Origin of the sequence: Sinorhizobium terangae, assembly GCF_009601505.1 — a bacterium.
GTDB classification, from domain to species: domain Bacteria; phylum Pseudomonadota; class Alphaproteobacteria; order Rhizobiales; family Rhizobiaceae; genus Sinorhizobium; species Sinorhizobium terangae.
This window is the reverse complement of sequence record NZ_WITC01000070.1, coordinates 85,614-98,460: the sequence shown is the minus strand read 5'-3', so window position 1 is coordinate 98,460 and position 12,847 is coordinate 85,614. Positions and strand designations below refer to the sequence as shown.

12 protein-coding genes are annotated in these 12,847 nt (G+C 60.4%); 4 read left to right on the top strand and 8 right to left on the bottom strand.

From position 1 onward, the window contains the following. Positions 1-326: 326 nt before the first annotated feature. The 8 genes from GHK62_RS18595 to hemE form a co-directional block, all read right to left on the bottom strand. Positions 327-1,217 carry a ParB/RepB/Spo0J family partition protein gene (locus GHK62_RS18595; RefSeq protein WP_153440611.1) on the bottom strand — a complete coding sequence of 297 codons (891 nt, stop codon included), beginning with the start codon at positions 1,215-1,217 and terminating at the stop codon, positions 327-329. Between the two features lie 33 nt (positions 1,218-1,250). Then, complete coding sequence (locus GHK62_RS18590) at positions 1,251-2,045, bottom strand: ParA family protein (RefSeq protein ID WP_153440610.1); 795 nt, start codon at positions 2,043-2,045, stop codon at positions 1,251-1,253. 15 nt (positions 2,046-2,060) lie between these two features. Further along, entirely contained in the window at positions 2,061-2,702 is a 642-nt protein-coding gene (rsmG, locus tag GHK62_RS18585; RefSeq protein WP_153440609.1) for a 16S rRNA (guanine(527)-N(7))-methyltransferase RsmG, read from the bottom strand. After that, positions 2,699-4,582, bottom strand: a complete 1,884-nt coding sequence (gene mnmG, locus GHK62_RS18580; RefSeq protein ID WP_153440608.1) for a tRNA uridine-5-carboxymethylaminomethyl(34) synthesis enzyme MnmG — start codon at positions 4,580-4,582, stop codon at positions 2,699-2,701. Before mnmG ends, rsmG begins: the two co-directional genes overlap by 4 nt. Positions 4,583-4,686: 104 nt before the next feature. Beyond that, positions 4,687-6,012 carry a tRNA uridine-5-carboxymethylaminomethyl(34) synthesis GTPase MnmE gene (gene mnmE / locus GHK62_RS18575; protein ID WP_153440607.1) on the bottom strand — a complete coding sequence of 442 codons (1,326 nt, stop codon included), beginning with the start codon at positions 6,010-6,012 and terminating at the stop codon, positions 4,687-4,689. Between the two features lie 468 nt (positions 6,013-6,480). Continuing rightward, entirely contained in the window at positions 6,481-7,746 is a 1,266-nt protein-coding gene (gene rho / locus GHK62_RS18570; protein WP_153440606.1) for a transcription termination factor Rho, read from the bottom strand. A 194-nt stretch (positions 7,747-7,940) separates the two neighbouring features. Further along, the gene (gene hemJ, locus GHK62_RS18565) at positions 7,941-8,483 is read right to left on the bottom strand and encodes a protoporphyrinogen oxidase HemJ (RefSeq protein ID WP_153440605.1); all 543 of its coding nucleotides are present in this window, start codon (positions 8,481-8,483) and stop codon (positions 7,941-7,943) included. Further along, on the bottom strand, positions 8,480-9,511 hold the full coding sequence (hemE, locus tag GHK62_RS18560; RefSeq protein WP_184108627.1) for a uroporphyrinogen decarboxylase: 1,032 nt from the start codon (positions 9,509-9,511) through the stop codon (positions 8,480-8,482). The genes hemJ and hemE overlap by 4 nt, the downstream gene beginning before the upstream one ends. A 407-nt stretch (positions 9,512-9,918) precedes the next feature. Between hemE and GHK62_RS18555 the strand changes: the two genes are divergently transcribed. From GHK62_RS18555 to coaE, 4 genes are read left to right on the top strand one after another with little or no spacing between them, the layout of a single operon-like run. After that, complete coding sequence (locus GHK62_RS18555; RefSeq protein WP_184108626.1) at positions 9,919-10,740, top strand: pyruvate, water dikinase regulatory protein; 822 nt, start codon at positions 9,919-9,921, stop codon at positions 10,738-10,740. A gap of 28 nt (positions 10,741-10,768) precedes the next feature. Further along, positions 10,769-11,368: a Maf-like protein gene (locus tag GHK62_RS18550; RefSeq protein WP_153440604.1), complete on the top strand. Its 600-nt coding sequence runs from the start codon at positions 10,769-10,771 to the stop codon at positions 11,366-11,368. Next, complete coding sequence (locus GHK62_RS18545) at positions 11,361-12,221, top strand: shikimate dehydrogenase (protein WP_153440603.1); 861 nt, start codon at positions 11,361-11,363, stop codon at positions 12,219-12,221. The genes GHK62_RS18550 and GHK62_RS18545 overlap by 8 nt, the downstream gene beginning before the upstream one ends. After that, a complete protein-coding gene (gene coaE / locus GHK62_RS18540; protein ID WP_153440602.1) occupies positions 12,218-12,817 on the top strand; it encodes a dephospho-CoA kinase in 600 nt (199 codons plus the stop codon). Before GHK62_RS18545 ends, coaE begins: the two co-directional genes overlap by 4 nt. Positions 12,818-12,847: the final 30 nt, after the last annotated feature.

Below are 12,847 nucleotides of genomic sequence, written 5' to 3'. Positions count from 1 at the left end.
GCTGTAAAATAGCGCTGCCGATTCAAACTTTATTGAACGCCTGATCGGTTGGTCGCGACGCGGCGGGGCGCACGGCGCGCTTTGTCAGCCTTGCGGAAATGCCACTTCGCGTCCGTCCGCGTCCACAGGCCCAGCGTTGCCCAGTAACAGGCGGCGCCGCGCCTTCCTGGTGCTAGCGCGACGCCGGAAAAACATTGATCCATCAAAGGGTTATGCTGCTGCTTCATGATTCCTAAAGCGGAATCGTTTAAGGACAAAACCACGCAGCAATTCAACGTGCTACCGTGACACACGCGTCCGATTGGACGCGCGGTGTGGTTCGCACGTTACCGCCGCTCAAGCAGCCGGCAGATCTCTTCGAGCTGGTCCAGGGTCTTGTAAGCGATGCGCAGGTGCCCGCCGGAGGCCTTGTGGCTGACAGTCACTTCCAATCCGAGGCTGTCCGAAAGCGTGCGCTCGAGAGCCAGCGTATCGGCATCCTTTTCCTCGCGGCGCGGCGCCTTGGCGAAATTGGGGTCGTTCTGCGCCCGGATGTCGTTCTGGGCTATGCGCTCCGCCTCCCGCACCGAAAGCCCCTTCGCGACGATATTGCGCGCCAGGGCCACCGGATCCGAGGTCGGGATCAGTGCCCGAGCATGGCCGGCCGACAGGCTGCCGTCCGACAGCATGTCGCGTACCGGCTCAGGCAGCTTCAGCAGTCGCAGGCTGTTGGCCACATGGCTGCGGCTCTTGCCGATGATGTCGCCGAGGTCATTTTGCGTATAGCCGTGTTCGGCAATCAGCTGCTCATACCCCAGCGCCTCTTCGAGCGGGTTGAGGTCGGATCGCTGGACGTTCTCGACGATCGCGATCTCCAGCGCGGTGCGGTCGTCCACGTCCCGCACGATCACGGGGATTTCGGTAAAACCGGCAAGTTGGGCTGCCCGCCAACGTCGCTCGCCGGCAATGATCTCGTAACGATCGTGACCGACGGTGCGCACGACGACCGGTTGCACGATGCCATGCTGGCGGATCGAACTCGCGAGATCCTGCAGTTCCGCTTCGTCAAACTGGCGGCGCGGGTTGCGGGGATTGCGCGAAACAAACTCGATCGGCACGCGCCGATCCGGATTGAAGGGCGTCTGGGGCGCGGCGCCGCCCTGCAACGGCTGATCCATTTCGCCGATCAACGCCGCAAGACCGCGGCCCAGACGCCTTTTGGAGCTGTCGTCGTTCATCTGTCATCCAATCTTATTACGATTCCGAAACGATTATGCAGCCTTGCGTTGCCGTTCGCGCTGGATCACTTCGGACGCCAATTGCAGATACGCCTGGCTGCCGGCGCATTTCAAATCGTAGAGAATCGCCGGCTTGCCATAGGAGGGTGCCTCCGAAACCCGGACATTCCGCGGAATCAGGGTGTGATAGACCTTGTCCCCGAGATGGGTGCGAACATCGCTCACGACCTGCTGCGCCAGATTGTTGCGGGAATCGAACATTGTCAGGACGATCCCCTGGATGTCCAGGCTCGGATTGACCGTCCGCCGCACTTGGTCGACGGTTTCGAGCAACTGGCTGAGGCCTTCCAGCGCAAAGAATTCGCACTGTAGTGGCACGAGCACGGAATGCGCGGCGGCCATCGCATTCATCGTCAGCAGATTGAAGGACGGCGGGCAATCGACCAGAACATAGGAATAGGCGAGGGCCTCGTGAGCTGCGAGCGCCTTTCGGAGGCGAAAGACCCGGTCGGATTCCCGGGCGATTTCCATCTCGATACCGAGCAGATCCATGGTCGAAGGCACGATCGAGAGATTCGGGACCGCCGTGCTTTGCGCGATATCGCCGATCGAATGGCTTCCGATCATCAGTTCATAGGAGGAAAGATGCCGGTCACGACGCTGAATCCCGAGACCCGTGCTGGCATTCCCCTGCGGATCGAGATCGACAATCAGAACTTTCTCGCCAATTGCGGCGAGAGCGGTCGCGAGATTGATTGCGGTCGTCGTTTTTCCGACCCCGCCCTTCTGATTAGCAATGGTGATAATCCGATTTCTGAGGCCAAACATGTTTTCGCTCGCCTATCACTTCGTCCGACGTGAAAGATTTGCAATCTCGAGCACGACCGAATCTCGCTCGACGACACTCGCATGTTTTACCAGATCGAATTGAAACCGGCTAACGGCTTTGTCGATTTCCTGCTGGTAATCCCGCCCTTTATGAAAATATGCGACCGCATTGGCGCCATCGCCGGTCATCCAAGGCGCGCAATAATCCAGCAATTGGCTCAAATCGGCGAGTGCACGCGCCGAAATGGCATCGCAACGGGGGATGGTTGCACTCGCGTTTTCGATTCGAATCGGGTGCACGGAGCCTCTGGCGCCGGTTTCATTCAGCGCCACGCGCAGAAAGGCGCATTTCTTGTTGTTGCTTTCAACCAAGTGTACCCAGCCGTCCCCAAGCTCCGACAGGCAAATCGCCGTTATCACGCCGGGGAATCCACCCCCACTGCCGAGATCGACCCAGATCTTCGGCGTCGGCGCCAATTGGAAGATCTGCAGGCTGTCGACGATATGCCGCCGCCACAAGTCATCAAGTGTCGACGGTGCTACCAGGTTTATCGACTTCGCCCATTTTTGGAACAGGGCACCAAAGTGCTCGAGCTTCTCGACCGTTTCACGTGAAACACGCAATCCGTTCAAGCTTCCGATCAGACTCGTTTTCATTGTATGGCTTGCCTCGCCACACGCAACTCTTCGCGATTCTGGCGCTTCAGCCAAGTGAGGATCAGCGACACTGCGGCCGGTGTCATCCCGTCGACCTTCATGGCCTGCGCCAGATTGCGCGGTCTTTGTTGCATCAGCTTCTGCTTCAATTCGTTCGACAATCCCGGCAGCAGGCCGTAGTCGAAGTCCTCGGGGATGCTGGTGCTCTCTTCGCGGCGAACGCCGGCAATATCCGCCGCCTGCCTTTCCATGTAGACCGCATAGGCAGCGTCGATTTCCAGCGCCTCGACCACGCGCCCGTCAACCGCCTCGAGTTCCGGCCAGAGGGGTTTTAGCCCGGCGATCGATTGCTCGGGGTAGGACAAGATCTCAAAGGCCGATCGCCGCTGGCCATCCTGATTGAGTTTCAGGCCGAACCGCTTGCCCTCTGTCGGCGTAACAGAAAGGGACTGCAACAGCGCACGCCCGCGCTCATAGCTGTCTTTCCAGTCTTTGAAGCGCTGCTGTCGCGTCCCGCCCACGAAGCCGAGCTCGATGCCGAGCGGCGTCAGCCGCATGTCGGCATTATCGGCCCGAAGCGACAGCCGATATTCGGCGCGCGAGGTAAACATCCGATACGGTTCGGTGATGCCGCGTGACGTCAGATCATCGATCATCACCCCGATATAGGAATCGGTGCGGCTGAAATGGAACGGTGTGCGGCCCAACGCGGCGAGCGCGGCATTCAATCCGGCGACCAAACCCTGAGCGCCTGCCTCTTCATAGCCCGTCGTGCCGTTGATCTGGCCGGCAAGGAACAGACCGGGCGCCTTCCTCACCGCCAGGGACAATTCCAGTTCCCGCGGATCGACGTGATCATATTCGATTGCGTAACCGGGCTGCAGGATGGTCACCTCCTCCAACCCCGGGATGGTCCGGATAAAGGCATCCTGGACCTCCTCGGGCAGGGAGGTCGAAATGCCATTGGGGTAGACTGTATCGTCATCCAGCCCTTCCGGCTCCAGGAAAATCTGGTGGCCGTCGCGCTCACCGAAGCGAACGATCTTGTCCTCGATCGACGGGCAGTAGCGAGGGCCAACGCCTTCGATCTGACCGGAATACATTGCGGAGCGATGGATGTTGTCGGCGATGAGCTTGTGCGTAGCTTCCGTCGTGCGCGTCACGCCGCAGTCGATCTGCCGGTTCACGATTTCGTCGGTCAAGAACGAGAAGGGCACCGGATCCTCATCCGGGCCCTGGCGACCGACACGGTCCCAATCGATCGTCCGGCCATCGAGCCGAGCCGGTGTACCCGTCTTCAATCGTCCGAGATTAAGCCCGAAGCGCGCCAAGGTCTCCGAAAGGCCGACCGACGGTTCCTCTCCGACCCGGCCAGCCGGGATCTTGCGATCACCAATATGAATCAGACCTTTCAGGAAGGTCCCGGTCGTGAGCACAACCGCAGCCGCCCGAAAGCTACGGCCGTCCTTCATGACAACCCCGCAGACCGCGCCGCTTTCAGTTAGCAAGTCGAAGGCGTCACCCTCGATAACCGACAGATTATCCACCGCGCCGATCGCATTCTGCATCGCCTCGCGATAGAGCTTGCGATCCGCCTGCGTACGGGGACCGCGCACAGCCGGTCCCTTACGGCGGTTAAGCAGGCGAAACTGGATGCCGGCGGCATCGGCGACGCGCCCCATCAGGCCGTCCAGAGCGTCGATCTCCCGAACGAGATGTCCCTTGCCCAGGCCGCCGATGGCCGGATTGCAGGACATCACCCCGATTGTGTCGCGCCTATGCGTGATGAGGGCCGTGCGGGCACCAAGCCGCGCCGAGGCCGAGGCCGCCTCGCAGCCGGCATGTCCGCCGCCAATCACGATGACATCATAACTCGACATTCCAATGCTCCAGTTACACCAGCCTGATTCTGAATTTCACATGGGTGAGTCAAGTGGTTTCACGTGAAACGCTGCGGATGACTCGCTATCGTTGCATCGGCCGCTTATTTGCCGATACAGAACTCTGAAAATATCACATCGAGCAAGTTCTCGACATCGACGCGCCCCGTGATGCGGCCGAGCGCGTCGCCCGCGACGCGCAATTGCTCCGCCTGGATATCCAACCCCAACGCCTCCGCCGACAGGCTACGCTCCAGCGCAGCGCTTGCCTGACGGAGGCAGTCGACGTGGCGTTTCCGCGATGGCATCGACAAGGACGTCTTGCCTGCCAAGTCCGGAAGGTAAGATCCGAGCGCCTCCAACAGGTCGGCAACACCGGCTCCAGTCTTCGTCGATAGAAATATATCCGCGTCGCTCGGCAGCCACGAAACATCGTCCCGGTCAATCTTCGTCGCAACCTTTATGATGGGGACGTTTTCCGGAATAGCTTCACCCGTGAAGAAACGTGCCGGATTATCCGATAGCAGCAGCACGAGATCGGCTCGTCCGATGGTTTCGCGTGCACGGCGAATGCCCTCGCGTTCGACGACTTCGTCGGTTTCCCGCAACCCCGCCGTGTCAAATAGCTTCACGGAGAATCCGGCTAACGAAAGATCGACCGAGATGATATCGCGAGTGGTGCCGGCTATCTCCGTCACGATCGCGACATCGCGCTTTGCCAACGCATTCAGGAGACTCGACTTGCCCGCATTCGGCTCGCCGGCAATGACAATTTTCAGGCCATCGCGGATGATCTCCGCCAGCCCCGCCTGGCCGATATGCTCTTCGATTTCGCCGCGGAGCTTCGCCATGTCCTTCCAGACCGAAGCGCTCACCGATCCCGGCACATCATCCTCGTCGGCAAAATCGAGTTCGGCCTCGATCATGGCGCGCGCATGCGTCAGGCGCCGCGCCCAACCTTCGTAAAGCGCGGACTGCCCGCCGCCGGAATGCTCGAGCGCCAAACGGCGCTGCATCTCGGTCTCGGCCACGATCAGGTCCGCAAGGCCCTCGACCTCCACAAGATCCATCTTACCGTTTTGAAACGCGCGTCTCGAAAACTCACCCGCCTCGGCGTGACGTAGACCATCGACCCCTGCAAGCTCTTCCAATATCGCATGGACAACGGCTCGCCCGCCATGCACCTGCAGCTCACAGCAGTCCTCGCCCGTGAACGATGCCGGCCCCGGGAAGTAGAGCACCAGCCCGCTATCGAGCGGCTCACCGTTTCGAGTCCGAATCGTTCTCAACGTCGCGCTGCGGGCTCGCGGCAGCGGTCCGCAAAGCCGCGTAATAGCCTCCGTCGTGGCCGGCCCGCTGATGCGGATAACGGCAACGCCGGCGGGCAGGGCGCCGCTCGAAAGTGCATATATCGTATCCGTAAATGGCATCGGGCTACCGCGCGTCCCCGAGCACAATGCGCTTGCCGCGAGCTCGGGTTCATTGCTGTCTTTTAGGGCTAGGGCCGGGTTGCATCTTCGAACGGCCATCATCTTCCGCCGAGCAAACCTCGCCATTTCTGCGCAGGGTGCAGAGCGCGGCGACTTATGCACCGACCGGCGACGGAAATCAAGCATGTCGCTCAAGCGCTCTCGATCATGCACGCGGGCAATGCGGTGTTTCACGTGAATCATCGTGGAACTGACGCGCACTTCGAAGCCCTCCGCGTAGGCCGCGGAGAATCCGGCTAATAAATTGAACCGCCGTGTCGTGCCGCTATCGGAAGCATCGAGGCCGCAGTCGGCCTTGGAGGCACGCATGACTTCCTCCCCAAATCGACGAGTCATCCAGTGGCACAAATGCAAAAAAAACCGGGACGCGAACCGTCCCGGCCATCTTTTGAAAAGCCTGAAAGGCTATCAGGTGTTCATCGATTCGAAGAAGTCGCCGTTGGTCTTCGTCTGCTTCAGCTTGTCGATCAGGAACTCGATCGCATCCGTCGTGCCCATAGGAGCGAGGATGCGGCGCAGAACGAAGATCTTCTGCAGATCCTGCCGCGGCACCAGGAGATCCTCCTTGCGTGTGCCGGACTTCAGGATGTCCATGGCTGGGAAGATGCGCTTGTCGGCGACCTTGCGGTCGAGCACGATTTCGGAGTTGCCGGTGCCCTTGAACTCTTCGAAGATCACTTCATCCATGCGGCTGCCGGTATCGATCAGCGCCGTCGCGATGATGGTCAGCGAGCCGCCTTCCTCGATGTTGCGCGCCGCGCCGAAGAAACGCTTCGGGCGCTGAAGCGCGTTGGCATCGACACCACCGGTCAGAACCTTGCCGGATGACGGCACCACGGTGTTGTAGGCGCGGCCGAGACGGGTGATCGAATCGAGCAGGATGACAACGTCCCTGCCATGCTCGACGAGGCGCTTCGCCTTCTCGATGACCATTTCCGCCACCTGGACGTGGCGTGTCGCCGGCTCGTCGAATGTGGAGGACACGACTTCGCCCTTCACCGAGCGCTGCATATCGGTCACTTCTTCCGGACGTTCGTCGATCAACAGAACGATCAGATAGCATTCCGGATGGTTTGCGGTGATCGAATGGGCGATGTTCTGAAGAAGCACCGTCTTACCGGTGCGCGGCGGCGCCACGATCAGCCCGCGCTGGCCCTTGCCGAGCGGCGCCACCAGATCGATGACGCGGGCCGAAAGGTCCTTCGACGTCGGAACCTCGAGCTCCATCTTGAAGCGCTCGTTCGGGTAGAGCGGCGTCAGGTTGTCGAAGTGCACCTTGTGCCGGATCTTTTCCGGATCATCGAAATTGATGGTGTTGACCTTCAGCAGCGCGAAATAGCGCTCGCCTTCCTTCGGACCGCGGATCGGCCCCTCTACGGTATCACCGGTTTTCAACGAGAAGCGGCGGATCTGCGAGGGCGAAATGTAGATGTCGTCAGGGCCCGGCAGATAGTTGGCATTGGCGGAGCGCAGGAAGCCGAATCCGTCCTGCAGCACCTCAACAACGCCTTCACCGATGATCTCGATCTCTTGCGTCGCGAGCATCTTGAGGATTGCGAACATCAGCTCCTGCTTGCGCATCGTGCTGGCGTTCTCAACCTCGAGCTCTTCGGCAAAGGCCAGAAGATCGGTCGGCGTCTTGTTCTTAAGTTCTTGAAGCTTCATTTCAGCCATGAAGGGTCCACGTCTCGTATGGGAATGGAAGTTGGCGTGATTTTTGTAAGGGAGCTGCGAGAAGGAAGAGGCAGGCTCTAAACTTGGTCAGGCCACAGGAAGAAGGAGATGTTTGAAAATAGCGATTCACGTGAAACGCCGCAAGGGCCTCGGGCAAATTAGCGACAACTATTGCAGCTAAAAATCGATTGAATTCAAAACGGTTTCACCACCGCCATGATGACGATGAGGATCATCAGCAGCGTCGGCGCCTCGTTCATCAGCCGCCAGTAGCGCGCGTCACGGCGATTCTCGTCACGCTGGAAGGCTTTCACCGCACGGCTGAAATGTACGTGCACGACGGTCAACAGCACGACGAAAAAGAGCTTGGCGTGCAGCCAGCCACCCTGAAAGCGGTAGATGCTCCATGCAAGGTAGAGGCCGAGCGCCCAGGAGATCATCATCGCCGGGTTCATGATGACCTTCAGCAGGCGCTGCTCCATCATCTTGAACGTTTCCGACTGCGCCGACCCCGGCGCCGCATCCGTGTGATAGATGAAGAGACGCGGCATATAGAGAAGTGCCGCCATCCAGGAGATCACGGCAATGACGTGCAGCGCCTTGATCCAGAGATAGAGATCGTCCGGCTGCCAGACGAAGAGGCCAGCCAGCAGCAGGAAGAACGCCGAAATGGCGATCCATGCGCGGAGACGCGCCCTGTTCCCCGGCCCGCTATCGGTCTGGCGCTCCGCCATCATCGCCTCCCGCGCACTCGCGACACCAATGCCGTCACGTTCGCCGGGTCCGCCTGCGGTGTAATCCCGTGTCCGAGATTGAAAATCAGGGGTCCGTTGCCAAGCACGTCGAGGATCCGATCGATACCGCTCTCCAACGCCGCGCCGCCGGCCACGACCCGCATCGGATCCAGGTTGCCCTGCACCGGGCCATCCTTCTGCAGCTCGGCCGCAAAGGACAACGGCACCGACCAATCGAGCCCGATCGCATCGGCACCCGTTGAATGCCGGTAGTCCTTGAGCAAGAGCCCCGCGCCCTTCGCGAAGGCAATCACCTTCGCTGACGGCCGCCGTGCACGAACAGAGGCGATCATCCGGCGCACCGGTTCGGCGGCAAAGCGGGCAAATTCCTCCTCGCCGAGCACACCTGCCCAGGAGTCGAAAATCTGCACCGCATCGGCACCCGCGTCGATCTGCTCCACCAGATAGTCGGCGGAGATATCAGCGAGGAAAGCAAGCAGATCGTCGAACTCCTTTGGATGGCGATAGGCAAAGAGGCGGGCAGGGGCCTGATCCGGCGTTCCGTGACCCGCAATCATGTAAGTCGCGACTGTCCATGGGGCGCCGCAGAAACCAAGCAGCGTCGTCTCCGTCGGCAACTCCCGCCGCAGCCGCGAAACCGTCTCGATGACGGGCCGCAGGTGCCCGGAGACGCCGACGGCGCTGAGCCGCGCGATGCCATCCGCATCGATCGGATCCATCTTTGGCCCATGGCCTTCCTCGAAGCGAACATTCCTGTGCAGAGCGTCCGGGATGACCAGGATGTCGGAAAAGAGGATCGCCGCATCGAAGGCATAGCGACGGATCGGCTGCAAGGTCACTTCCACAGCAAGATCGGGTGTGTAGCAGAGATCAAGGAAGCTTCCAGCCTTCAACCGCGTCTCACGGTATTCCGGGAGGTAGCGTCCGGCCTGGCGCATGAGCCAGATCGGTGGTGGCGTCAGACATTTCCCGTCCAGCACCTCGAGAACTTTGCGACGTGTCTCGCTCACCCGCGGCTTCTCCTAAACTATAAGAAAACTGATATTTAAAAGGTTTCTATTTCTTAGAGTCGGTGGCTATCAAGGATTAAAATCAATCCGCAATTCATCCAAAGGCCGTGCCGCCGCCGCAAGACACCTGGAGAAACAACCCGACCTTGCAGCGCAGAATGGGGGATGGATAAAAAACACTGGAAAATCCGCGCGTTACGTTCAATTCCGGTTTTCCGCTTCTTGTGGACAAGCTGTAGAAACGCGTGACATTTTGTCGTCACCATGAGTCTTATCCACATGCAGCGCCCGACTTTCTCCGGACGGGTCAGGGATGTGAATAAGTCGGCGCTTTTCCACTTGCCTGGAGAGCCGCCGCGCCGTTACCTGTTTCTGTCCCGGCCTATCAACAGCCCCCGGAGAATTGCGTGGAGAACCGAAAAAACTATTTCCACCTGCACCTCGTCTCCGATTCGACGGGCGAGACGCTGATTGCGGCGGGACGTGCTGCCGCGGCGCAATTCCAGTCGTCGCATGCGCTGGAGCACGTCTATCCGCTGATCCGAAACCGTAAGCAGCTCATGCAGGTGCTGGAAGCGATCGACGGCGCTCCGGGCATCGTCCTCTATACGATCGTCGACCGCGAGCTCGCCGATGTCATCGATCAGCGCTGCCGCGAGATCGGTGTCCCCTGTGTCTCGGTCCTCGATCCGATCATAGACCTGTTTCAATCCTATCTCGGCTCACCCTCCCGCCGCCGGTCGGGCGCGCAGCACGTCATGGACGCGGAATACTTCGCCCGGATCGAGGCCCTGAACTTCAGCATGGACCATGACGACGGCCAGATGCCCGCGGATTTCGATGAGGCCGACGTCGTGCTCGTCGGCATAAGTCGGACATCGAAGACTCCGACGAGCATCTATCTAGCCAATCGCGGCATCAAGACGGCAAACATCCCGATCGTGCCTGGCGTGCCGCTGCCGGACGGTCTTCTCAGCGCGACAAAGCCGCTGGTCGTCGGGCTCATCGCGACAGCGGACAGGATCGCCCAGGTGCGCCAGCACCGGCTGCTCGGGACAACCCAGACCTTCCACGGCGCAGACTATACCGACCGGGCCTCGATCGCCGAAGAGCTGAAATATGCCCGCTCGCTCTGTGCGCGCAACAATTGGCCAATGATCGACGTTACGCGCCGCTCGATCGAGGAAACCGCCGCGGCGATCGTTGCCCTGCGTCCGCGGCTCAGATAGAGCGAAGCGAAGGATCCGGGATAGAACGATGACGACGACCCTTGTGTTGGCCTCCGCCAGTCCATTTCGCCGCGCCCTGTTGGAAAACGCGGGGCTTGCGTTTCAGGCGAGGGCCGCAGAGATCGATGAACGGGCACTGGAGGAACCGCTAGAAAAAGCGGGCGCTTCGCCGGTGAACGTGGCGCTGGCCTTGGCAGAGGCGAAGGCAAAGGATGTCGCCCGGCATTTCAGCGGAGCGCTCGTCATCGGTTCGGACCAGACGATGTCGCTCGGCTCGCGCGTCTATCACAAGCCCAAGGATATGTCGGAGGCCGCCGACCACCTCCTCTCGCTGTCCGGCCAGACGCACAGTCTGAACAGCGCCATCGTTCTTGTCCGTGGCGGTGAGGTCGTCTGGCGCCATGTTTCCTCGGCCCACATGACCGTGCGCCCGCTCAGTCGGGGCTTTGTCGAAAGACACCTTTCAAGGGTCGGCGAGAAAGCGCTTGCGAGCGTCGGCGCCTATCAGCTCGAAGGCGAGGGCATCCAGCTCTTCGAAAAGATCGAAGGCGACTATTTTACGATTCTCGGTTTGCCGCTGCTGCCGCTGCTTTCCAAACTCCGTGACCTGGGCTCGATCGATGCGTGATTCACGTGAAACATTTGTTAACCATGCCTTCGTTACCGGATATCCGGTCAAGCATTCGCGCTCACCGCTGATCCACGGTTACTGGCTGAAACAGCTGGGGATCGCCGGCAGCTACCGGGCCTATGAGGTCCCGCCGGAAAATTTTCCGGATTTCTTGCGCCAATTGAGGAGCGGCGCTTCCGGTTTCTGCGGCGGCAATGTCACCATTCCGCACAAGGAAGCCGCATTCCGTCTTTCCGATCACCCGGACGAACTGAGCGCCGAACTCGGCGCCGCCAATACTCTCTGGGTTGAAGACGGAGAGATTTGCGCGACGAATACCGATGGGCAAGGCTTCGTCGCCAACCTCGACGAGCGCGCGCAAGGATGGGACCGGATTTCGACCGCCGTCGTTCTCGGCGCCGGCGGCGCCAGCCGCGCCGTCATCCAGGCGGTTCGCGATCGCGGCATCAAGGCAATCCACGTGGTCAACCGGACGCCGGCCAGGGCGCAGGAACTGGCGGACCGTTTTGGCGCCGCGGTTCACGCTCACCCGCTAGGGGGCCTGTCCGAAGTGATGACCGGTGCCGGGCTTTTCATCAACACGACCTCGCTTGGCATGGATGGCGAACCGGCGCCCGAGATCGATTTCTCGATGATGGCGAAGGATGCCGTCGTCACGGACATTGTCTATGTGCCGCTGAAAACGCCGCTGCTGCGCCAGGCCGAAGCGCAGGGCTTTGCGATCGTCGATGGACTTGGCATGCTGTTGCATCAGGCGGTGCCTGGATTCGAAAGATGGTTCGGCCGTCGGCCGGTCGTCGACGACACGCTTAGGCAGCTCATCATTCGCGATATGGACAGCCACAAATGATCATTGTCGGCCTCACGGGATCGATTGGAATGGGCAAGTCGACCGCGGCCCAAATGTTCCGCGAGTTCGGCGTGCCGGTGAACGATGCCGACGAAGCCGTTCACGAGCTTTATCGCGGCGAGGCAGTGGCGCCGGTCGAGGCGGCTTTTCCCGGCGTGGTAAAGGACGGCGTCATCGACCGGGCAGAGCTTTCGCGCCAGCTTCTCGCAGCGCCGGAGCGGCTTGGCGAACTGGAGCAGATCGTCCATCCGCTCGTTCGTGCGAAGGAGAGGGAATTTATTGCCGTGCACCGCGGCGCCGGTGCCCCCTTCGTGGTCCTCGACATACCGTTGCTTTTCGAGACGAAGGCGGAAGGACGCGTCGACCAGGTCGTCGTCGTCACCTGTGCGCCCGAGATACAGCGGGAACGGGTGATGAAGCGGCCGGGAATGACAGCGGAAAAATTCGCGATGATCCTCGCGCGCCAGGTTCCCGACAGCGAAAAGCGCGCGCGGGCAGACCACATCATCGACACCAGCGACAGTTTCGACGTCACCCGAGAGCAGATCAGGGCAATCGTAGAGCAGCTACGGAAGGGCTACTGTATGATTCCTTAAATCGGAATCGATTTAAGGACAAAATCATGC

Excerpts from the sequence above, each read along its gene's own strand:
- GHK62_RS18595 (WP_153440611.1), bottom strand. The coding sequence starts at position 1,217 with ATGAACGACGACAGCTCCAAAAGGCGTCTGGGCCGCGGTCTTGCGGCG.
- GHK62_RS18590 (WP_153440610.1), bottom strand. The coding sequence starts at position 2,045 with ATGTTTGGCCTCAGAAATCGGATTATCACCATTGCTAATCAGAAGGGC.
- rsmG (WP_153440609.1), bottom strand. The coding sequence starts at position 2,702 with ATGAAAACGAGTCTGATCGGAAGCTTGAACGGATTGCGTGTTTCACGT.
- mnmG (WP_153440608.1), bottom strand. The coding sequence starts at position 4,582 with ATGTCGAGTTATGATGTCATCGTGATTGGCGGCGGACATGCCGGCTGC.
- mnmE (WP_153440607.1), bottom strand. The coding sequence starts at position 6,012 with ATGCCATTTACGGATACGATATATGCACTTTCGAGCGGCGCCCTGCCC.
- rho (WP_153440606.1), bottom strand. The coding sequence starts at position 7,746 with ATGGCTGAAATGAAGCTTCAAGAACTTAAGAACAAGACGCCGACCGAT.
- hemJ (WP_153440605.1), bottom strand. The coding sequence starts at position 8,483 with ATGATGGCGGAGCGCCAGACCGATAGCGGGCCGGGGAACAGGGCGCGT.
- GHK62_RS18550 (WP_153440604.1), top strand. The coding sequence starts at position 10,769 with ATGACGACGACCCTTGTGTTGGCCTCCGCCAGTCCATTTCGCCGCGCC.
- GHK62_RS18545 (WP_153440603.1), top strand. The coding sequence starts at position 11,361 with ATGCGTGATTCACGTGAAACATTTGTTAACCATGCCTTCGTTACCGGA.
- coaE (WP_153440602.1), top strand. The coding sequence starts at position 12,218 with ATGATCATTGTCGGCCTCACGGGATCGATTGGAATGGGCAAGTCGACC.